This window comes from Candidatus Sulfidibacterium hydrothermale (genome assembly GCF_020149915.1).
Taxonomy (GTDB): Bacteria; Bacteroidota; Bacteroidia; order Bacteroidales; family F082; genus Sulfidibacterium; species Sulfidibacterium hydrothermale.
On record NZ_CP083760.1, the window covers coordinates 2102446 to 2124579 of the forward strand.

General features: G+C 42.1%; 18 protein-coding genes. 14 read left to right on the plus strand and 4 right to left on the minus strand.

Annotation, left to right across the window (positions count from 1 at the left end):
- Positions 1 to 7: 7 nt before the first annotated feature.
- The 3 genes from LA303_RS08470 to LA303_RS08480 all read left to right on the plus strand — a co-directional run bounded on the left by LA303_RS08470 (position 8) and on the right by LA303_RS08480 (position 3905).
- Entirely contained in the window at positions 8 to 1444 is a 1437-nt protein-coding gene (locus LA303_RS08470; RefSeq protein WP_240524847.1) for a DUF2779 domain-containing protein, read from the plus strand.
- 98 nt (positions 1445 to 1542) lie between these two features.
- Positions 1543 to 3000 (plus strand): replicative DNA helicase, encoded by a 1458-nt coding sequence (dnaB, locus tag LA303_RS08475; RefSeq protein WP_240527125.1) that lies wholly within the window; start codon positions 1543 to 1545, stop codon positions 2998 to 3000.
- A 74-nt stretch (positions 3001 to 3074) separates the two neighbouring features.
- Positions 3075 to 3905, plus strand: coding sequence for a DUF6263 family protein (locus tag LA303_RS08480; RefSeq protein ID WP_240524848.1), 831 nt, complete (start codon positions 3075 to 3077; stop codon positions 3903 to 3905).
- 65 nt (positions 3906 to 3970) lie between these two features.
- On the opposite strand, the gene LA303_RS08485 is transcribed toward LA303_RS08480, so the two are convergent.
- The 3 genes from LA303_RS08485 to porX are packed head-to-tail and all read right to left on the minus strand — an operon-like array spanning position 3971 to position 7193.
- Entirely contained in the window at positions 3971 to 5194 is a 1224-nt protein-coding gene (locus LA303_RS08485; RefSeq protein WP_240524849.1) for an alanine dehydrogenase, read from the minus strand.
- A gap of 10 nt (positions 5195 to 5204) precedes the next feature.
- A complete protein-coding gene (tsaE, locus tag LA303_RS08490) occupies positions 5205 to 5636 on the minus strand; it encodes a tRNA (adenosine(37)-N6)-threonylcarbamoyltransferase complex ATPase subunit type 1 TsaE (RefSeq protein ID WP_240524850.1) in 432 nt (143 codons plus the stop codon).
- Entirely contained in the window at positions 5637 to 7193 is a 1557-nt protein-coding gene (porX, locus tag LA303_RS08495; RefSeq protein ID WP_240524851.1) for a T9SS response regulator signal transducer PorX, read from the minus strand.
- Between the two features lie 132 nt (positions 7194 to 7325).
- Here porX and LA303_RS08500 point away from each other — a divergent pair, with 132 nt between their 5' ends.
- Together LA303_RS08500 and LA303_RS08505 are read left to right on the plus strand one after the other, a co-directional pair.
- The gene (locus LA303_RS08500) at positions 7326 to 8585 is read left to right on the plus strand and encodes an HD domain-containing protein (RefSeq protein WP_240524852.1); all 1260 of its coding nucleotides are present in this window, start codon (positions 7326 to 7328) and stop codon (positions 8583 to 8585) included.
- A gap of 59 nt (positions 8586 to 8644) precedes the next feature.
- Positions 8645 to 10483 (plus strand): T9SS type A sorting domain-containing protein, encoded by a 1839-nt coding sequence (locus LA303_RS08505; protein ID WP_240524853.1) that lies wholly within the window; start codon positions 8645 to 8647, stop codon positions 10481 to 10483.
- A 99-nt stretch (positions 10484 to 10582) separates the two neighbouring features.
- Here the strand turns inward: LA303_RS08505 and LA303_RS08510 are convergent, their stop codons facing one another.
- The gene (locus tag LA303_RS08510; protein WP_240524854.1) at positions 10583 to 10846 is read right to left on the minus strand and encodes an RNA recognition motif domain-containing protein; all 264 of its coding nucleotides are present in this window, start codon (positions 10844 to 10846) and stop codon (positions 10583 to 10585) included.
- A gap of 250 nt (positions 10847 to 11096) precedes the next feature.
- Between LA303_RS08510 and LA303_RS08515 the strand changes: the two genes are divergently transcribed.
- From LA303_RS08515 to LA303_RS08555, 9 genes are all read left to right on the plus strand, one after another.
- Complete coding sequence (locus tag LA303_RS08515) at positions 11097 to 11963, plus strand: hypothetical protein (RefSeq protein ID WP_240524855.1); 867 nt, start codon at positions 11097 to 11099, stop codon at positions 11961 to 11963.
- A 37-nt stretch (positions 11964 to 12000) separates the two neighbouring features.
- Positions 12001 to 12708, plus strand: a complete 708-nt coding sequence (locus tag LA303_RS08520; protein WP_240524856.1) for a phosphoadenylyl-sulfate reductase — start codon at positions 12001 to 12003, stop codon at positions 12706 to 12708.
- 12 nt (positions 12709 to 12720) lie between these two features.
- Positions 12721 to 14046 (plus strand): MATE family efflux transporter, encoded by a 1326-nt coding sequence (locus LA303_RS08525; RefSeq protein ID WP_240524857.1) that lies wholly within the window; start codon positions 12721 to 12723, stop codon positions 14044 to 14046.
- A 70-nt stretch (positions 14047 to 14116) separates the two neighbouring features.
- On the plus strand, positions 14117 to 15553 hold the full coding sequence (locus LA303_RS08530) for a GH1 family beta-glucosidase (RefSeq protein ID WP_240524858.1): 1437 nt from the start codon (positions 14117 to 14119) through the stop codon (positions 15551 to 15553).
- 63 nt (positions 15554 to 15616) lie between these two features.
- Positions 15617 to 16144: a chemotaxis protein CheD gene (locus tag LA303_RS08535; RefSeq protein WP_240524859.1), complete on the plus strand. Its 528-nt coding sequence runs from the start codon at positions 15617 to 15619 to the stop codon at positions 16142 to 16144.
- A 12-nt stretch (positions 16145 to 16156) separates the two neighbouring features.
- Positions 16157 to 18820, plus strand: a complete 2664-nt coding sequence (locus tag LA303_RS08540; protein ID WP_240524860.1) for an ATP-binding protein — start codon at positions 16157 to 16159, stop codon at positions 18818 to 18820.
- Between the two features lie 190 nt (positions 18821 to 19010).
- Complete coding sequence (htpG, locus tag LA303_RS08545) at positions 19011 to 20924, plus strand: molecular chaperone HtpG (RefSeq protein ID WP_240524861.1); 1914 nt, start codon at positions 19011 to 19013, stop codon at positions 20922 to 20924.
- A gap of 150 nt (positions 20925 to 21074) precedes the next feature.
- On the plus strand, positions 21075 to 21665 hold the full coding sequence (locus LA303_RS08550) for a LemA family protein (RefSeq protein ID WP_240524862.1): 591 nt from the start codon (positions 21075 to 21077) through the stop codon (positions 21663 to 21665).
- 12 nt (positions 21666 to 21677) lie between these two features.
- Positions 21678 to 22121, plus strand: a complete 444-nt coding sequence (locus LA303_RS08555; RefSeq protein WP_240524863.1) for a TPM domain-containing protein — start codon at positions 21678 to 21680, stop codon at positions 22119 to 22121.
- Positions 22122 to 22134: the final 13 nt, after the last annotated feature.

The window sequence follows — 22134 nt, forward strand, 5'->3', positions numbered from 1 at the left end:
CAAAAACATGGAAAAACACATCATCTCAAAATCGACCTTTATCCGGGGAACACAATGCTTAAAATCACTTTACCTGAATAAAAAACGGCCTTTTTTACGCGATCGCTTAAGCCAGGCTCAACAGGCTATTTTTAAACGGGGAACCGACGTAGGATTACTGGCACAACAGCTTTTTCCGGATGGCATCGATTGCAAACCCCGTTCTCCTTCTCAGTTCCGGAAAAAAGCAATGGAAACCCTGGAAATTATCCGGCAAAATCAACATCCGGTGTTATACGAAGCCACGTTTCAACATAAGCAGATGTTAACTATTCTGGATATCCTGGTCAGGAATAACCATGGATGGCGGGCTTATGAAGTAAAAAGTTCTTTAAAAATCTCTGACACCTTCCTGCTGGATGCAGCATTTCAGTACTATGTGATCACCGGTGCAGGAATTGAATTGGATGATTTCTTCCTGGTCACAGTTAATCCGGATTACATACGAAAAGAAAAACTGGATCTGCAACAACTTTTCACCAAAGAAAGTGTTCTGCAAAAGATAAAAGAACTTCAGCCATACATTGTTTCACAGATTGAAAAAGAAAAAGCCGCCTTACAGGCAAAATCTTCTCCGAAGATTGACATTGGCATTCATTGTCATGATCCGTATCCCTGTGATTTTTTAGGCCATTGCTGGAAAAAAATACCGGCAAACAGCTTACTTTATCTTGATACTTTCGACAAAAAATTCCGGTTTGAGAAATATCAAAAGGGAGAAGACCGGCCGGAATTGATTCCCTTGAAAAACTTAAATGAACAGCAAAAATTGCAGATTACCGCTGCCCTTCAAAAATCGTTGGCTGTTCATCACGAAAAATTAAATGCTTCTTTCAGCCATCCAAAAGAAGAACCTGTTTTCCTGTCGCTACTTATCATACGCCCGGCTGTTCCGCTGTTTAACGGCATGAAACCCTACCAGCATTTGCCGGTAGCAGCTGTCCTTTTCGACACCAAAGAACAAAAGTACCAACTAGAACTTTTTCTTCCCCATCACAATCCCATACAGAAAAGCCTGGATTTTTTCCAAAAAATATCGATGCAGTATCCAAAAATTATCCTCTATGACAAAAACCAATTAAATGGTTTCTTAGAAGAATCGGCTCCGGAAGAATTAAAACAACAAGCCCGGGAAAAAATCAAATCATTACAGGAACTTTTCCAAAACGGAACCGTGTATCATTACCTTATTCATGGCGATTATTCCCCGGAACGGATGGCCAATATTTTGTCCCTGCCCCCAGCCAAAGAAACCGACACCACAAAAGCCGGAATGCAATGGATACAACAGCTCACCTCCGGAGATTTTCCATCTGAAGAATTAAAACAAACAACAGAAGGAATTCTGAAAAACCAGATCGGCTTTACCCAAAATTTATATAATTATTTGAAAAACAAGACGTAAAAATATTTATTAACAGACGAAAAATAAGTGTCTGCAATTTGTATTTTTGAAAAATGGAAAATACGGGACAAGTAAAGGTAAAAAGTAAAAAAGGTTTTATGCCCTCCACTACCGGAAATGCTTTTTTAGAACATGGAAAAGTACCTCCACAAGCAGTTGATTTAGAAGAAGCTGTTTTGGGAGCCATGATGATTGAGCAGGATGCCGTTTCAGCCGTCATTGACATTTTAAAACCGGAAGTCTTTTACAAAGAAGCGCATCAGAAAATCTTCAAAGCCATTTTCCGCTTGTTTGGAAAATCAGAGCCTATTGACATCCTTACCGTTACAAACGAATTAAAAAGCAGCGGCGAGCTGGAGATGGTTGGCGGACCTTATTACATTACCATGCTTACCAGCCGCATAGCTTCTGCTGCCAATGTAGAATACCATGCCCGTATCCTTATCCAAAAATACATTCAGCGGGAATTGATTCATATTTCTTCTGAAATCATCAAAGACGCTTACGAAGATACTACAGACGTTTTCGATCTGTTAGACAAAGCTGAACAGGGACTCTTTAACGTCTCTGAATCGAATCTCAGGCGGAACTTTGAAGACATGCCTTCATTAATCAAACAGGCTATTGAAGACATTGAAAACGCCAAAAATGCGGACACCCATTTCAGGGGTATTCCATCAGGTTACGCCGAACTGGACCGGATTACCACCGGCTGGCAAAAATCAGACCTTATTATTCTGGCAGCCCGTCCGGCTATGGGGAAAACAGCTTTTGCGCTCTCCATGGCCCGGAATATAGCCGTTGACTTTGATATTCCGGTAGCTGTTTTTTCTCTGGAGATGTCAGCAGTACAGCTGGTTACCCGTCTGATCTCCAGCGAAACGGAACTACCGGCTACCCAGCTAAAAAAAGGGGAATTAGCCGATTACGAATGGCATCAGCTGAACACAAAAATCCAGTCGCTGGCCAATGCCAAAATTTTTATTGATGATACTCCGGCGCTTTCCGTTTTTGAATTACGGGCCAAATGCCGGCGATTGAAACAGCAACACGATATTCAAATGGTCTTTATTGACTATTTACAGCTCATGACCCTTGGACGGGAAAACCGGGGAAATCGTGAACAAGAGATCAGTACCATCTCCCGTTCGTTAAAAGCGTTGGCCAAAGAGCTTAATGTACCGGTACTTACCCTTTCACAGTTAAGCAGAAGCGTGGAAAACCGAACCGGAACAAGCAAAAGGCCCATTCTTTCCGACTTGCGTGAATCAGGAGCCATTGAACAGGATGCTGATATTGTGATGTTCATTTACCGGCCGGAATATTACGGACTGGATACGATGGAAGACAATACCAGTTCCGAAGGAAAGGCTGAGATAATTATTGCTAAGCACCGAAACGGTCCCACGGCAAATGTCAAGCTTCGATTTATTGCCAAGTATGCCAAATTTGAAGATCTGGATGCGCCGGGTATGGATCCAGACCAGGAAAACTACGGAAAAGGAATCCGGGTTCCTTCAAAAATGAACGACAGCGATGATGATACCCCATTTTAATGAATACCAAATAATAATGAAACCTTATCTCTCTTATAAATTTTTATTTAATTTTAGTTTTTAAATGCATGAACATGAAAAATTTTAAATTGATTTTGGCTCTTGCCATTGTTCTGCCTGTATTTTCATACGGACAAAAAAAAGTTTTCCTGAAGTATAACTTGAAAAAAGGAGAAACTTTTATCACCCATACCTCTACGAACCAGGATATCACCATTACGGCCCAAGGCCAAACCATGAACATGAATCAGGTTATCAGTTCCGATATTACCACAAAAGTAGAGAAAGTAAGTGCGGATTCTATTGTTACCTCCAACACCATGGACAAGATGACAATGGATCAAACCATGTTTGGTCAGGAGTTGAAATACGATTCTTCTGATCCTTCCACCTATGCTTCCGGACGCGGAAAACAAATCGGGGAAGCCCTTAACAAACTGATTGGAAAAGCATACAAAATCACCATGGACCATTCGGGAAACATTGGTTCTTATGACATCAGTGAATTAATAAATGAAGGAGGCAAAGTATCTTCAAACCTGAAATCGAGCAATAATTATATTGTATTCCCTAAACACAAAATCAAAGTAGGTGACACCTGGGAAGCCGATATCCGGCCTATGAAAACAGATAACATGAAAATCCACATGAAATATACGCTTAAAAAACTTTCAGGGAAAAAAGCGACTATTTCTGTTTCCGGGACAATTACAGCCAACGAAATCGATGGACAAACTTTAAACCTTAGCGGAACACAAAGCGGAACCATTGTAATTAACACCAAAACCGGTTGGCCAATATCTGCTCATCTCACACAAGATATTAAAATGAAACTGGAAAAGAACGGTATGGAGATTCCCATGGAAATCAGCAGTACCATTAACTCAACCAGCCAAAAGAAATAAAACGAAAGATTTTCCAGAGAAAATGCTCTGTTCTTGATGAACAGGGCATTTTTTTATGGTTTATTTTAAAATAAAGCCGATGTAAGCAGGTTTAAATCCCGGAAAGGCAAATCAAAGGTATCCGCTATATGTTTATTGGTCAATGCGCCATAAAAAACATATATACCATGACTAAAAGGAGCATCCTGCACAATAAAACGTTGAATTCCTCCTGCTTCGCCCATACGCAACAAAACGCCTGCTAAATAATTACTCAAAGAATAAGAAGCTGTATGAGGCACTTTGGAAGCAATATTCGGAACGCAGTAATGGGTAACTCCATATTCCTGATAAACAGGATGTTGATGCGATGTAGGACGCGATGTCTCAAAACAACCGCCCTGATCAATGCTCACATCGACAATGACCGCTCCCCGTTTCATCTGTTTTACCATTTCTTCGTGAATAAAACAGGAAGGATGCCCGTTGGAGGAATGTTTTGCCGCAATCACCACATCTGCTTCACGCAATGCTTTCTGCAACAAAACCGGTTGTAAAACAGAAGAAGAGATCCGAAAATCCAGCTTATTCTGCAGGTCACGCATTTTATAAACGGAATCATCAAAAATTTTGACCAAAGCACCCATTCCGTAAGCTGTTCTTGCAGCATATTCCGCTACCGTTCCCGAACCAATAATTACCACTTCCGAAGGACGAATACCCGGAAAGCCCCCCAGCATCACTCCTTTTCCGTATTTCGGGCTACTCAGGTATTCCGCGGCAATCATCACCGATGCATTTCCGATAATTTCACTCATAGAGCGCACCAGAGGAAATGCTCCGGTTTTATCTTTTATCCATTCGTAAGCCACCGCCACCGGTTTTTTGGCCATCATTTTTTTAAAATAAGCCCCATTATTACTTTGCGGCATCAGGGCTGAAAAAAGCACCTGGCTTTTGCGCACCAGTTCCTGTTCCTGTTCATCTGGAGCTTCAATTTTCACAATAACATCGGCCTGCCATACTTCATCAGCTGCCGAAGTTATGGTTGCCCCGGCTGCGGCGTACAGCTCATCCGAAAAATGGGCTGCTTTTCCGGCATTTTCTTCCATTATCACCTGGTGGCCATTCTGCACCAGTAAATCCACTGCATTGGGAACCAGCGCAATACGCCTTTCATTTTCGTCTTTTTCGCGGGGAATCCCAATCACAAATTTTTTACGCGAAGGAACCCGCTCCAGTGTTTCCTCCAAGGGAAGCAGGCTCCCTTTTTCTGACAGTTTCAGATATGATTTTCCTTTTTCGGTCATAAACCGGTATTTATGTTTGCTGAAGAGACCAACGGATAACCCGGTCAAGATTATCCTTTACTTCAATGTCAACTCTTACGTAAGTGGGCGGTAAAAGTTCCGTTATTTTCTCCGGCCATTCCATAAAACAGTAATTGCCACTGTACAAATATTCTTCTAAGCCTATATCAAATGCTTCTTCCAGCCGTTTCATGCGATAAAAATCAAAATGAAAAATGGCATTTCCATTCCGGTCTTTATATTCATTGATCAGTGCAAAAGTCGGGCTACTCACATTGTCATTACTTCCAAGCTGCCGGCAAAACGATTGGATAAAAGTCGTTTTCCCGGCTCCCATCTCCCCGTAAAAAGCAAAAATACGCTGATCAGGAAAAGTGGATAAAATCTTCTGAGCCGCAGATGGCAATGCTTCCAGAGCTGACAAACGAATTTTATTTTCCATTTAGAGCTTAGAATTCAGGGTAACAAAAGGAATAAGCGCTTCCTGTAAAGAAATACCACCATGCTGAAAAGTATTGGAATAATACCGGGCATAATAGTTGTAATTGTTAGGATAAGCAAAAAAGTCGGCGCTACGGGCAAAAACCCAACGGGTGCTGACATTGAGCTTAGGCAGGAAAAACTGTTCCGGATCTTTCATCTCAAACACATCACGCGAATTATAATTCAGGCTTTTCCCAAATTTGTAACGAAGATTGGTATTCACATTCCGGTCTCCCACAATCTTCACCGGATTTTGCACCCTGACCGAACCATGATCGGTGGTGATCATCATTTTCACATGCTTGTCCGACAAGTATTTAATCATCTCAAAAAGAGAAGAGTGTTCAAACCACGACTTCATTAGCGAACGGTAAGCCGGTTCATCATCGGCCAGTTCCCGGATAATTTCCATTTCAGTACGGGCATGCGACAGCATATCTACAAAATTGAATACAATAACATTAAGATCGTAATCCATCAGGTTTGTAATATTTTCTGCCAGCTTGCGTCCTTCTTCCTGTCGCAGGATTTTATTATATGAGAATCGTGTTTTTTTCCCGTAACGTTTAAGAAGTTCTCCGAAAAGCTCCGCCTCAAACTGATTTTTTGTCCCTTCTTCCTGCTCGTCTTTCCAGTAATGCGGAAAACGTTTACGGATTTCCAAAGGCATTAATCCGGCAAAAAGAGCATTCCGGGCATATTGCGTCGTTGTTGGCAGGATACTATAATATAGCTCGTCTGATTCTATCCTGAAATATTCGGCAATCATGGGCTCAATGGTTTTCCACTGATCATACCGCAGATTATCAATCACAAAAAGGAAAAGTTTACGGCTATTTTCCAGATGAGGGAAAAGTTTCTCTTTGAGCAAAGTATGCGACAATACGGGTTTTTCTTCGGTTTTTCCATGCAACCAGTTGTAATAATTGCGTTCATAAAATTTGGAAAAAGCGGTATTTGCCTCCGCTAATTGCATGTTCAGAATTTCACTAACCCCTTCATCTTCTGACTTTTCCAATTCAAGATCCCAGTAAACCAGTTTTTTATAAACATCTTCCCACTCTTCAAAAGAAAGCCGGTCTTGCAGTCGCATACTGATTTCCCTAAATTCCTGCTGATAGTTTTGGGTAGCTTTTTCGCTGGTCAATTTTTTGTTTTCAAGATTTCGTTTCAGCGAAAGCAAAATCTGGCTGGGTTTCACCGGTTTGATCAGGTAATCAGCAATATTCGAGCCTATGGCCTCTTCCATAATTGACTCTTCTTCACTTTTGGTAATCATCACCACCGGAAGACCAGGTTGAATTTCTTTTATTTTTTCCAGCACTTCTATTCCACTCAGTCCGGGCATTTGCTCATCCAGGAAAATGATATCAAAATGTTCTTCCGAAAGTTTCTCCAGCGCTTCCGAGCCACTGTTTACCGCTTCCACTTCAAAGCCTTTTTCTTCCAAAAAAATTATATGGGGCTTCAACATCACAATTTCGTCATCGGCCCAAAGTATACGGGTTTTATTCATTTTCAACTATTTTTGTATCAATTTACAAATAACAAAACGGATTTTCATGCAAAAGATAGATTTTCCGTCTGTTGCAAAATTCCGTTTTTTCTTCCAATACAAAGAAGGAAGCAAACAAATTTAACAAAAATTATGAGCAAACCGCTGGTTAACAAAAGGAAAATCTTCAACGATCCGGTCTACGGATTCATCAGTATTCCCGACGAAAGCATGTTCGATATTATTGAGCATCCGGTATTTCAACGCTTAAGACGCATTAAACAACTCGGACTGGCCCATCTGGTTTATCCGGGTGCCCTTCATACCCGTTTTCACCATTCATTGGGAGCGATGCATTTAATGAAAAAAGCACTGGCCGAATTAAGAATAAAAGGACACGAAATTACGCGCGAAGAAGCGTTGGCCGCCGAAACGGCTATGCTTTTACACGACATCGGACACGGCCCCTATTCTCATGCACTGGAGCACAGCATTGTTCACCAGGTAAGCCACGAACAAATTTCACTGTGGTTTATGAAACTGCTTAACCACACTTTTAATGACCGGCTACAAATGGCCATTGAAATTTTTGAGGGGAAATACAAAAAACATTTTTTACACCGGCTTATTGCCAGTCAGTTTGATATGGACCGGTTGGATTACCTGAAAAGAGACAGTTTTTTCACCGGAGTTTCGGAAGGCACCATCAATTACGAACGATTACTGAACATGTTGGAAATTGCGCATGACGAACCAGTAATCGAATACAAAGGCATTTACTCGGTAGAGAAATTCATTACCGCCCGCCGGATCATGTACTGGCAGGTTTATCTGCACAAAACAGTTCTGGTAGCTGAATACATGGCCATCCACCTGTTAAAACGTGCCAAATGGCTGGCACGGAACGGAAAAACACCAAAAGCAGCCACCCCTGCACTACAGTTTTTTCTGGAAAACGACATCCGGGAAGATCAGTTTATACAAGACAAAACCGTTTTAAACACCTTTGCACAACTGGATGATTATGACATTTTCACATCCTTTAAACTGTGGACCAATCATCCGGACAAGATTTTATCGCATCTGAGCAATGGTTTGGTTAACCGGCGTTTGTTTCGAATTGAAATGCAAAACACCCCTTTCGCGGAAGAAAAAATCGAACAGATTAAAAAACAAACCGCTAAAAAATATCATCTTTCACAAGAAGAAACCGACTATTTTGTCTTTTTTGAAAAAACGGCCAACTACACTTACCATCCCGGAAACGACAAGATCAATATCCTTTTTAAAGACGGCACAGTGAAAGATATTACCGAAGTATCCGACCAGCTAAATATCCATCTGCTTTCGAAACCCACAACCAAATATTTCCTGTGTTATCCGAAAGAAATCGCTCATCATATTCCGGAATAAAAATTATTCCACTATAGATTTTGCTACATTTGCCGGCAGAACAAACCGGATTTTGATCGATGGGATATCGCTGGTATAAAAAAAATTTCTTTCTGGTTTTATTCCTCTTCGGATGGGGAACATCACTGATGGGTCAACAGCGGAATTTTTTTCAGGAAACCTGGAAACCCAAATTCTTTGCCTGTCCTGATTCGGCCATTCAAAAAGACTGGAATAGCGGCGTTGTTGATGCCAATGTCAACGTGGATATTCATGATAGCTTATACCCCATCCTTCCGGTACAACTCGGCGTCAACACCACGTTTCGCAGTGGAGCATCCATGGCAACAAAACGCATACCGTTATATCAGGAATCAGGCTGGGGCGTTTACCGTTTTCCGGCCGGCAGCGGAAGCAACACCTATTTTTGGGACGGAAAGCTGCCCGATTCCACCAAAGTTGATTTTACTCCTATTGATGGTTCACTTTCAAGATACCTTACTCCTGCCGGATTTGCCGCTTTTAAAAAAGCCGTAAACGGTGAAGCTACCATTGTAGTCAACTATTTTTATGCCCGTTACGGAATAACATCTGAAGGAACCCGCGAAGCAAGAGTACTTCAGGCAGCAAAATATGCGGCAGGTTTTGTCCGTAAAATGAATGTGGAACTGGGAGCCCATGTAAAATACTGGGAAATCGGTAACGAATGCTACGGATCCTGGGAAACCGGGTATACCGTGGATGGCGTACCGGTTACCGGAAAAGAATACGGCGAAGATTTCAGGGTTTTTGTCCGCGAGATGAAAAAAGTGGATTCCACCATTAAAATCGGAGCAGTTGTTTACTCCAAAGATGGCGACTGGAACCGACAGGTATTGGCTGAAGTAAAAGACGATGCCGATTTTCTTGTGGTTCATAATTATTTTACCAATTTTAGCCACACTTCTTATCAGGATATCCTTTCGGCATTGCCACAGGTGAGCTCCATCAAAAAAATGCTGGATGATCTTACCGAAAGCGTGGCCGGAAAACCGCGGGGTTATTTTCCGGTTGCCATGACAGAATACAATAACCGGGGCGATCTGACTACCACCATGGCGAATGCCATTTTTGTAGCGCAGGTAATCGGCGAATTGATGAAAAACGACTATGGAATGGCTACCCTTTGGGTAGGCGAATGGAAATGGGCTCCCGGAACACACGGCGTTATCGCTGTAGCAGATCCTGACCAACCGGATTATTCACCACGACAGGCCTACATGGACTTTCGGTACTACCGGTCTTATTTTGGTGATTATCTGATCAATGCGACATCAGATAACGATTCGGTAAAAATTTACGCTTCCCGTTTCAGCGACGGAAAAATTGGTTTGTGCCTGATTAATGAATCGTCAAAACAACAAAATATCAAACTCAATATTCAAGGGATAACGCAAACTGCAGAACAGGATTCTGCCTGGTGGTACGCTGTGTATGCTGACAACATTCACATCACCAATAAAAAATTTTACATCAACGGACAAACCGGCACCACTCCTGGCGGCGGACCGGAAGATTTCGCAAAAGTAAAACCTTATTTCACAGTCTGGCAGCCCGACAGGCTTTTCCCGGCCCATGCCTATTCTGTAAACTTTGTCGTATTAAGCGTTAAAGAACAGACAACTTCTGTTCCGGATAATTCGGAGCAACAGGAAAAAATACATATTTTCCCCAATCCGTTTAAGAACCGCATTGTTCTCGAAAGCCAATCCAGGATATTCTCGATAAAAATCACCGGGCTTACCGGAAAAACGCTTCTTTATTGTACGCCTTACGCATACCGTTATTCACTGAACACGACTTCCCTAAAACCCGGAATTTATATCCTGAAAGTAAAAACCCAAAAAGGAAACCGGATTCAAAAAATAATAAAGTGGTAAAAAACGGTTAGTTCATCAGATGCCCAAACAAAAAAAAAAGAGAAAGCCACTGTCTTTTCAGTGGCTTTCTCTTTTTAAAAGGTTCATTGCTACGGGATCTTAATACCGGTCGCGGCGCGGGGGTTTGGCTTCATTAACGACCAAATCACGGCCATTCAAACTGTAACCATTTAAGGCTTCAATGGCCTTGTCAGCATCTGCATCTACGCTGAAAGTAACAAAACCGAAACCTCTTGAACGATGGGTGTACCTGTCTTTCAGGATCACCAAATCTTCAATCTCTCCATATTGGGAAAAAGTTCCACCCAGATCATCTTCCGACACACTCCAGGCAATATTCCCAACAAAAACTTTTTTTGACATAACAAAATTTATTAAAACGTAAAAAATGAAAGCAACCGGAAAATTTGGGGAAATTTGGCGATGGCATTTCTTCTGTACAAACCTAAACAAAATCCCTGTCATTTAACCGGTTTTAAAAGCATATTTTTCATTCTGACGTTATTTGTTTTCATTTTAAATAGAAAAAGTAAAATAAATGCCTTTCGGACAAAACAATGCCGATCAAATCATTTTTTAAAAAACATTATTTTTACACAAAAAATTGAATGTTATGTCGTTAACTGAATCGCCGTGGGCACTCCGTCTTGCTGCACTTTTTGATGATATTGAAAAAAAATGGGAAAGCCGTTCTTTTTTAAAAATCCTGGCTACCCTGCTGGTTATCGTCTATTTACTGGCCATCCTACTCATCGTTCTCAAACACAATCACGCCATATCCTGGTCTTTTGTCCCCGACAACCATTTTAAAGCTATCGAACTGGCATTTACCTTTTTACTGTTTTTCGAGGTGATTAGTTTGGTTTTTTCGCTGGTAAAATCGGTTTCTGTTTCCATGGAAGCGCAACTACAAATTCTCTCGCTTATTTTACTACGCGATGCTTTTAAATTGTTCGGTGAATTTCCTGAAAGTTATGCCTGGACAGCCATTCACAGCAAAGTATTTTATATGTTTACCGATGCATTTGGCGCTTTAATTATTTTTTGCGTCATTATTTTTATCCGGCGGATCGACCGCCATAAAAGCATCTGTAAAAACCGCGAAGAACAACAATCGTTCATCAATCTGAAAAAACTGATTGCCCTTGTTTTACTTGTCATTTTTACGGTGATGATTGCCACCGATATTTATTTCTTTTTCAATCAGGAAAAGGTTTTCAACTTCTTCCATTACTTTTTCACCATCCTGATATTCAACGATATTCTACTGGTTTTCATCTCGTTGCGATACAGCAACCATTACCGCATATTGTTTCGTAATTCGGGTTTTGCTCTGGCCACGATCATTATGCGACTGGCACTTGAAACCCGCGAACCGTGGAACGTAGTACTCGGCGTCGGTTCTTCTTTGTTTGTTCTGTTGCTCGTTGCGGCCTACAACCGGATTCCGCATGCCTGGGGAGAAAAACCGAGCCGTTAGAAATTTCGTTTATTTTTGCGGCTGAAAAAAAGAACGCATGACAAACCAGGAACAAATTAAAGCATGGAACCGGCAGTTAAAAAATAAATCGCCGCAGGAAATTATTACCTTCTTTTTGGATCACTTTAAAGAAAAAATTGCCCTTTCCACCAGCATGGGACTGGAAGATCAGGCTTTAACGCATATGATCAGTCAAATCGACAAAAAAGCTAAAATTTTTACACTGGATACCGGACGGCTTTTCCCGGAAACTTACGATTTGATTGACCGCACAGCTAAAAAATATAAAATAACCATTGAAGTCTTTTTTCCGGATGCTTCCGATGTGGAACAGATGGTGAAAGAAAAAGGCATCAACCTGTTTTACGACAGCATTGAAAACCGGAAATTGTGTTGCCATATCCGCAAGATCAAACCGCTGATGCGGGCTACCCGTAATTTAGATGCCTGGATAACCGGTCTGCGACGCGATCAGTCGGTAACAAGAAAAGACATGCAAACCGTTGAATGGGACGAAAACAATCATCTGATTAAAATTAATCCGCTCATTGACTGGACAGAAGAACAGGTATGGGATTATGTAAACCGGTTTAACGTCCCCGTCAATCCGCTGCACAAAAAAGGATTTGCCAGTATTGGCTGCCAGCCATGTACCCGGGCTATCGAACCCGGCGAAGATGTGCGTGCCGGCCGCTGGTGGTGGGAAAATCCGGAAACCAAAGAGTGCGGACTTCATAAAAGGTAATTCCCCTGCCCCATGGCGAACGCCAAAAAAAAACTCAACCGCGAAATTTTCCGGCTGGCCGTTCCCAACATCGTCAGCAATCTGACTGTTCCGTTACTCGGCATAGCCGACTATGCCCTGATGGGACACCTGAAATCGGACAGTGTGATGTATGTTGGCGCGGTGGCACTCGGCACCACGATTTTTAATGTGGTGTACATGAGTCTCGGATTTCTGCGGATGGGAACCAGCGGTTTTACAGCCCAATCGTATGGCGCCGGCAACCACGAAGCATTACACCGCGGACTACACCGTTCGCTGCTTGTCGCTCTCGGACTGGCTTTAATTCTCCTCCTGCTGCAATATCCCATACAATGGATTGCTTTCCGGCTGCTGGATGGCACACCACAGGTAACCCATTTTGCCCGGCGATACTTTTACATCCGCATTTACGCTGCTCCGGCTACCCTGATGCTTTACAGCTTTTACGGCTGGTTTCTCGGCATGCAAAATGCACGTATTCCTATGACTATCGCCGTTGTCGTGAACATCATGAATATCGGACTGAATTTTCTGTTTGTCTATCCTTTTCACATGCACTCCGACGGAGTGGCACTGGCCAGTGTTTTGGCTCAGTATACCGGCTTGTTGCTTGCTTTTTTGTTTTTATTTAAAAAATACAAACCGTATGCACGCCGTCTTTCTTTGAAAATTCTGGCCCAAAAAGAGGGGTTGCTTATCTTTTTCAAAGTGAATAGCGACATTTTTATCCGGACGATCTTACTCATTTTTGTATTGACTTTTTTCACTGGCATTTCTGCCCGCATCAACGACAAAATACTGGCTGTAAACACATTATTATTTCAATTCTTCTTTTTCTTTTCCTATTTTGCTGATGGATTTGCCTTTGCAGGCGAAGCCCTTGCCGGCAAAGCCAAAGGATCAGGAAACGTACAATTGCTGAAAATGACCGTACACCGGCTGTTTTTTTGGGGATCGGTTATCGCCTTTGTTACCGCTTTGATTTATTTCTTTGGATTAAAGTATTTTATGGTAATTTTAACGAACAATCCGGCACTACTGCATCTTGCCAAAGCTTATTACGGATGGGTAATTATCCTGCCGTTAACAAGTCTTGCCGCCTTTATATGGGATGGTATTTATGTAGGGGTAACCGCATCCAAAGCCATGCGAAATACCATGATTTTTTCGGCGCTGTTCGTTTTCCTGCCGGCATTTTATTTTCTTTTTCCCACCTATCAAAATCACGGATTGTGGCTTGCACTGCAACTGTTCATGCTCTCCCGTGGGATTTCCATGGGGCTTCTGGCCCCCAAAGCCGTTTACCGGATCAAATAAATTGATCTTTATCAGGAACATCCTTGTTCAAAAGCCTTACTTTTGTTTGTAAATCCATAAAATTGCTTTCATGAACCGACGAAAATGGCTAAAAAACACCGCGTTAGCTTCTGGTGCCATACTACTCTCTCCTTACGTAAATGCCGCCACAAAACTCATAAACCGGCTTTCTCCAAAGCTTACACTCACAAAGCAGGCTTTTGGGAAAGATTTTGTATGGGGCGCCGCCTGTGCAGCCTATCAGGTAGAAGGAGCCTGGAATACCGACGGAAAAGGTCTGTCGATATGGGATGTTTTTTCTCATCGGAAACATAAAATTGAACAAGGCGAAAATGGCGACACAGCTACCGATTTTTATCACCGTTACCGGGAAGATATCAGTCTGTTAAAAGAGATGCATTTTAATGCTTTTCGTTTTTCGCTTTCCTGGTCACGAATTTTCCCCGAGGGAACCGGAAAAATCAATCCAAAAGGGGTAGAATTTTACCACCAGGTAATTGATTTTTGTCTGGAAAATGGAATTGAGCCCTGGGTTACCCTTTATCATTGGGATTTACCCGAAGCATTGCAGAAAAAAGGCGGCTGGGATAACCGTGAAATAGTCCGGTGGTTTTCACAATATGCCGATTTTGTTTCCAACGAATACGGTAAAAAAGTAAAAAACTGGATGGTCCTGAATGAGCCACTGTCGTTTACCGCACTGGGCTATATGACGGGGGAGATGGCTCCCGGCAAACGGGGATTTGGTCACTTTTTCCCGGCAGTTCACCATGCCGTGCTTTGTCAGGCGGCCGGTGGCCGCGCCATACGGAGAAACATTCCGGATGCCAATATCGGAACCACCTTTGCCCTTTCGTGGGTAAACCCGGTTAATAACGAACCAAAAAACATCGAAGCGGCCCGCCGTTACGATGCCCTGATGAACCGCATTTTTGTGGAACCGGCTGTGGGTCGCGGTTATCCGTTTGACCGGCTGCCCGGATTAAAAAAAATTGAAAAATACATGCTGCCCGGAGATGAAGAAAAAATGAAATTCCAATTCGATTTTCTCGGCGTTCAAAATTATTATCCGGTAACCGTCAAGAAAAACTGGTTTCCCGTAATTCACGCCAAAGAAATACCGGCATCGAAACGCGGAGCCAAAACCAACTGCATGGGCGGTGAAATTAACGGCTACGATTTTTACCGTATTCTCAAACAGTTTGCACAATACAACATTCCTCTTGTGGTAACCGAAAACGGGGTTTGTTTTAACGACAAGTTACAAAACGGCCATGTTCATGATGAAAAGCGGATTGCCTTTTTTAAAGAATACCTGCAAAATCTGTTACGGGCTAAACGCGAAGGCGTGGATATCCGCGGTTATTTTGTATGGTCGCTTACCGACAATTTTGAATGGGACAAAGGCTATCGTCCACGTTTCGGGCTGATTTACATTGACTATCAAAACAAACTAAAACGGTACATCAAAGATTCGGGATACTGGTTTATGAAATTTCTGGGATAAAAAACTATTTTTTAATTCCCTTATTTTTTGCTTACTTTGTAGCAGAAAACATTTTGACAAAAAATGTCTTATCAAAACCCGAGTTCCATTACAGATTCAGCCTGTTATGTTCAGGCCGGTGAAACAATAATCACAAACAAAACCGACATTCTTGTTTCTACTCCGTTGGGTTCTTGTGTGGCTGTTGTTGCTTATGATCCGGAAACAAAAACCGGAGGCATGGCTCATGTAATGTTGCCGGGAAAAGCACCGGATAATTATCACCCGGACGACAAAAACAAATACTGCCATAATGCCATCGAATATTTATTGAAAAAGCTGAGTAATTTCGGACTTCCTCCCGAAAAACTGGAAATTTGTCTCGCCGGTGGCGCCAACGTTTTGAAAAAACCTAACGACACCATTGCCCGGGCTATGGTAAGCAGTGTTTTGCATTTTATCGCGAAAAAAAATTTAAACATTATTGCGGCTGTTTTAGGAGGAATGGAAAGAAGAACCATTTCGCTTGATACAACAACAGGGATCGTTTCATACACCTGTGGTGATAACGCCCCAAAAGTTCTCTGGCAATACCTGCACCCAAAACAATAACCTTTATTCGTCATGAAAAATAGACCGGTTAAAACCAAAGACGATTATTTAAAAGAAATTGAAACATTAAAACAAAAGTTAAATGCTTCGGAAAAAGAAAAAAACCAATTAAAGACCCTAAATAAGCAACTCCAGGAAAAAGAGGAAATACTCCGGGCGCTCTTTTATAACATGAACGACATTGTTATGGAGCTCGACTATGACGGCAAAATCATTAATATTGCCCCTACCAACCCCGAAATGTTGTATAAACCGCCGGAAATTGTCATCGGGAAAACCCTTCACGATATTTTTCCCAAAGAGAAAGCAGACCGTTTCCTTAAATTTATCCGGAAAAGCTTTCACAAACACCGGCTTCACACACTGGAATACACCCTTACTCTTCAAAAGAAAGAATACTGGTTTAAAGGAGAAGCGATTCCCAAAACGGAAAACACCGTTTTGTTCATTGCCCGAGACATCACCAAAGAAAAAAGAGCAGAACAAGAGTTAAAAGCAGCTTTCCAGCAACTTTCGGCTACCGAACAACAATTAAGGGCAGCTAATCAACAATTAACGACAGTTAATCAGGAAATTAAAAAAAGTGAGAATAATTTAAAGGTGCTGTTAAAAGCCATTACGGATGTGGCTGTTGAACTGGATTACAACGGAAAATACCTTAATATTGCCCCCACTTCTCCCCAGCCTTTGTTCACCCCACCCCAAAGCCGGATTGGAAAAACGCTCCATGAGGTTCTTCCCAAAGCAGAAGCTGATCGTTTCCTGAAACTGGTGCGTGACAGCCTTTCTAAAAAAGAACCGGTTACTATCACTTATTCCACTTTGATCCAGGGAAAAAAATATTGGTTTGAAGGACGTGCAGTTCCCAAAAGCACGGACAGTGTTCTCTACATTGCCCATGACATCACCGGTCTAAAAAAAGCGGAAGCGGAATTAAAAGCGGCTTTTCAACAGCTTTCTGCCAGTGAACAACAACTGCGGGCAGCCAATCAGCAACTGGAAGCAGCCTTCCAGCAACTATCAGCCAACGAACAGCAATTGCGCGCTACCAACCAGCAACTTAAAGCAGCTGAAGCAGAGGCCCAAAAAGCCAAAGAAGAATTTAAACAAATCTCAGTCCTAAGAAACGCAATCCTCGAAAGTCCACAAAAAATTATTGTTTTTGCCCTCGACACACAATACCGTTATCTCGATTTTACTTCTTCTCATCGCCAAACCATGAAAGAAATTTGGGGAGTCGATATCAAAACGGGCGACAACATGCTGAATTTCATTCAATATGAAGCGGACAGGGAGAAAGCCAAAGCCAATTTCGACCGGGCTTTGAAAGGCGAGCATTTTGTTTTGGAAGAAGAATATGGCGACGAAAATTTAAAACGTTCCTATTACGAAAACCATTACAATCCCGTTTATGACGAAACGGGAGAAAAGATTATCGGCGTGTCGGTGTATGTAATTGATATTACCCGGCAAAAAGAAATTGAGCAAAAGCTGCAGGAACAAAACCACGAGCTTCAGTTAGCCAAAGAAAAAGCAGAAGAAAGTGACCGGCTGAAAAGTGCTTTCCTCGCCAACATGAGCCATGAGATCCGTACCCCCATGAATGGGATTCTGGGGTTTGTGAACCTGCTGAACACCCCGGATCTGAGTCTTATGGAAAGAGAAAAATACCAGGCCATCATAACAAAAAGCAGCCAGCGACTGCTGAACACCATCAATGACCTGATTGACATTTCAAGAATCGAATCGGGCCAAATAAATGTTTACCTCTCCGAAATTTCACTGGAAAAGCTGATGGATGAACTTTACGAATTTTTCGAACCGGAGATCACGGACAAAGGACTGACTTTTCGTGTATTACCGGTCCCCAGAAACTTACACAAGAAAATCATCAGTGACAACACCAAACTACATGGCATTTTGATCAACCTGATTAAAAACGCCATCAAATTCACGAACAAAGGCGACATCACATTGGGTTGTTTCCGCCAGGGAGAATTTGTTGAATTTTTCGTAAAAGATACCGGGATTGGCATTCCCGAAAACCGGATAAAAGCCGTTTTTAACCGATTTGAACAGGCAGAAATAAGTAACACAAGAGGATACGAAGGTTCTGGCCTTGGATTGTCCATTGCCAAAGCTTATGTGGAAATGCTGGGTGGAAAAATCTGGGTTACTTCCAAAGAAAAACAGGGAACTACTTTCCGGTTTACAATTCCCTATAAGACCAAAGAGAATATCTCCCTGAGCAAATCCCCCAAAGAGCAACCCAAAGAGGAAAAAGAAACAATTACCAGCCTGGAGACAATAAAACCGGATATTTTGGTTGCTGAAGATGATGAGGTCAGCTTGCTTTACCTAAAAACCATTCTCTCCGGGAAATTTCGCAAGTTTTATGCAGCCCGCACAGGAAGCCAGGCTATCGAAATCCTTAAAAACCACCCGGAAATCAAATTAATTTTCATGGACATCAAAATGCCGGGAACCAATGGCCTGGAAGCTACCCGGATTATCCGCGAGTTCAATAAAGAGGTCATTATTATAGCCCAAACCGCTTTTGCCATGATCGGTGATGATAAAAAAGCGTTGGCAGCCGGCTGTAACGATTACGTTACCAAACCGATAAACAAGGCCCAAATACTCTCCGTCATGAACAAATGGACCGCAAAAAAATAATTTTCCGGCAATACCGGTTTTAATGCCCCAATTCTGTTTAGTTCACCAAAAGACCAAACAGAATTCAGGAAAGATTTTACCTTTCTTTTCTCAAATTGCAAAAAGACAAAATGGCACTTCTGTCCTTTGGCACAGGGTTTGATTTCCGGTGGACACAAACCAAATCGAATAAACTAAAACACAAAAAAATATGACAGCACAAAAAGGAAAAATCGGAATCCAAACGGAAAACATTTTCCCGATTATCAAGAAATTTCTTTACTCAGATCATGAAATATTTCTCAGAGAATTGATATCCAATGCGGTAGATGCCACACAAAAGTTAAAAACATTGGCTTCTCTCGGGAAATTCAAAGACGAACTCGGCGATTTAACTATTCAGGTGGAAGTGGACAAAAAGAAGAAAACCCTGACAGTCCGCGACCGCGGAATCGGAATGACCGCCGAAGAAGTCGATAAATACATTAATCAGATTGCTTTTTCGAGTGCCGAAGAATTTCTGAAAAAATTCAAAGCCAAATCAGAAGATGAGCTCAACGCCATCATCGGTCATTTCGGGCTGGGATTTTACTCCACTTTTATGGTTTCGGACAAGGTGGTTATCAACACCAAAACCTACAAAAAAGGCGGAAGTACCAAAGCCGTTCGCTGGGAATGCGATGGCAGCCCGGAATATACCATGACCGAATCGGACAAAAAAGACCGCGGCACCGAAGTAACGCTGTACATCAACGACGAAAACAAAGAGTTTCTTGAAGATTACCGCGTTGAAGAGCTGCTGAAAAAGTACTGTAAATTTATGCCGGTACCCATTCAGTTTGGAATGGAAACCGTATTTGAACCCATTGAAGGCGAAAAAGACAAAGACGGAAAACCCAAAACCAAAGAGGTAAAACGTCCGAAAATCATCAACGACACCGACCCGCTGTGGAAAAAATCGCCTTCGGAAGTCAAAGAAGAAGATTACAAAGCTTTCTATCACAAGCTTTATCCGCTCACGCTGGACGAACCGTTGTTCCATATCCATCTGAATGTGGATTATCCGTTTAACCTTACCGGGATTCTTTATTTCCCGAAAGTAAAACGCGATTACGAGCTGCAGCGCAACAAAATTCAGTTGTACAGCAACCAGGTTTTTATTACCGATTCGGTGGAAGGTATTGTTCCTGAGTTTCTTACCCTGCTGCACGGCGTAATCGACTCACCCGATATCCCGCTGAACGTTAGCCGTTCGTATCTGCAAAGCGACCAGAATGTGAAAAAGATTTCGGGTTATATTACCAAAAAGGTGGCTGACAAACTGGCCGAAATCTTTAAAAACGACCGGAAAAGCTTTGAAGAAAAATGGGACGATATCAAGATATTTATTGAATACGGCATGATCTCGGAACCCAAATTTTACGACAAAGCAGTAAAATTTGCGCTCCTGAAAAATACCGACGGCAAATACTTCACGCTGGACGAATACAAAAAACATATCGAACCGGCACAAAAAGATAAAAACAACAAACTCATCTATCTGTATGCCAATAATATAGATGAACAATACAGCTATATTCAGGCTGCCAAAGAACGTGGCTACGACGTATTGCTGATGGACGGTGTACTCGATCCGCATTTTATCAATACACTGGAACAAAAATTACCCGATACGGCTTTTGCCCGCGTGGATTCTAACACCATAGACAAGCTCATCGAAAAAGAAGACCAGGCGCCTTCCAAACTCGATGACAAACAGAAAGAAAAAGTAAAGGCTGCTTTTGAAAGGGTAATTGACAAAAAACAGTTCGAAGTTTCCTTCGAAAACCTGAGTGAATCGGAAATGCCCATTACCATCACGCAAAACGAGTTTATGCGGCGTATGAAAGATATGGAAGCCATCGGCGGCAGCCCCATGATGGGCATGGGGGCACTTCCGGATACTTACACGCTTGTGATTAATGCCAACCATCCGTTAATCGGAAAAATTTCCGAAACCGATGATGAAAAACAACAAGACGAAATGGCCCGTCAGCTGTACGATTTGGCACGGCTATCCAAAAACCTGTTGAAAGGAAAAGAGCTGGATGAGTTTGTGAAAAGAAATGTTGAACGCGTAAGTTAATCGCTTTAAAAACGTTTGCAGCGCACAGGAAGCTTTATGTTCCTGTGCGCTATTTTTTTTGTAAAAACAGAACCCGGCAAAAAGAAATCCTCCTCTGTCAATTAAAAAATAGTATCTTAGCACGCATTTTCAAAAATTAAAGGAAAAATCATGAAAAAATCCTGGATTGTCATTATCGTAGTTGCTGTTGTATTGCTACTCACCTACGGTTGGTTTAAAAATACCTATAACACCATGGTTACCCAATCGGAAGCCGTAAAAGCCCAGTGGTCGCAGGTTGAAAATGTTTATCAGCGGCGTGCCGATTTGATTCCGAACCTGGTAAACACGGTAAAAGGATATGCCCAACACGAAAAAGAAACGCTGGAAGGCGTTATTCAGGCCCGCGCCAAAGCCACTTCGGTCAACATTGACGCCAACCATCTGAATCCACAGGCATTAAAACAGTTCCAGCAAATGCAGGACGGACTGTCGCAGGCATTGTCAAAACTGATGGTCGTTGTTGAGCGTTATCCCGACCTGAAAGCCAACCAGAACTTTCTGGAATTACAGGCCCAGCTGGAAGGTACAGAAAACCGTATTGCCGTAGAACGCCGCCAGTTTAATCAGATTACCCAGGCCTACAACACGTACATTAAAACATTTCCCCGCAATATTGTAGCCAACTTATTCGGTTTTCAACCCAAACCCTATTTCAAAGCAGAAAAAGGTGCCGAAAAAGCCCCGCAGGTCAAATTTTAAAAAAACATTATCATGAGTCCTTCAGCCAAAAGGTTCTTCACCAAAGAAGAACAAGATGAAATCATGAAAGCTATTCTTAACGCCGAGATGGACACCTCCGGTGAGATTCGGGTACATATTGAATCCACCTTGAAAGGAGATGTGCTTGACCGCGCTGCTTTTATTTTCAAAAAATTAAAAATGGATCGCACCGAACTGCGTAATGGTGTGTTGTTTTATCTTGCCATAAAAAGCAGAAAGTTTGCCATTATCGGCGATGTGGGCATTAACAAAGAAGTTCCTGAAAATTTCTGGGACGACATCAAAGAAAAAATGGCCGAATATTTTAAACAAAATAAATTTACGGAAGGATTGGTTTACGGGATTACCGAAACCGGTAAACACCTGAAAAAACACTTTCCGTATCATCTGGATGATATTAACGAACTACCGGATGATATCTCGTTCGGGAAATAACCGCAAAGGACCA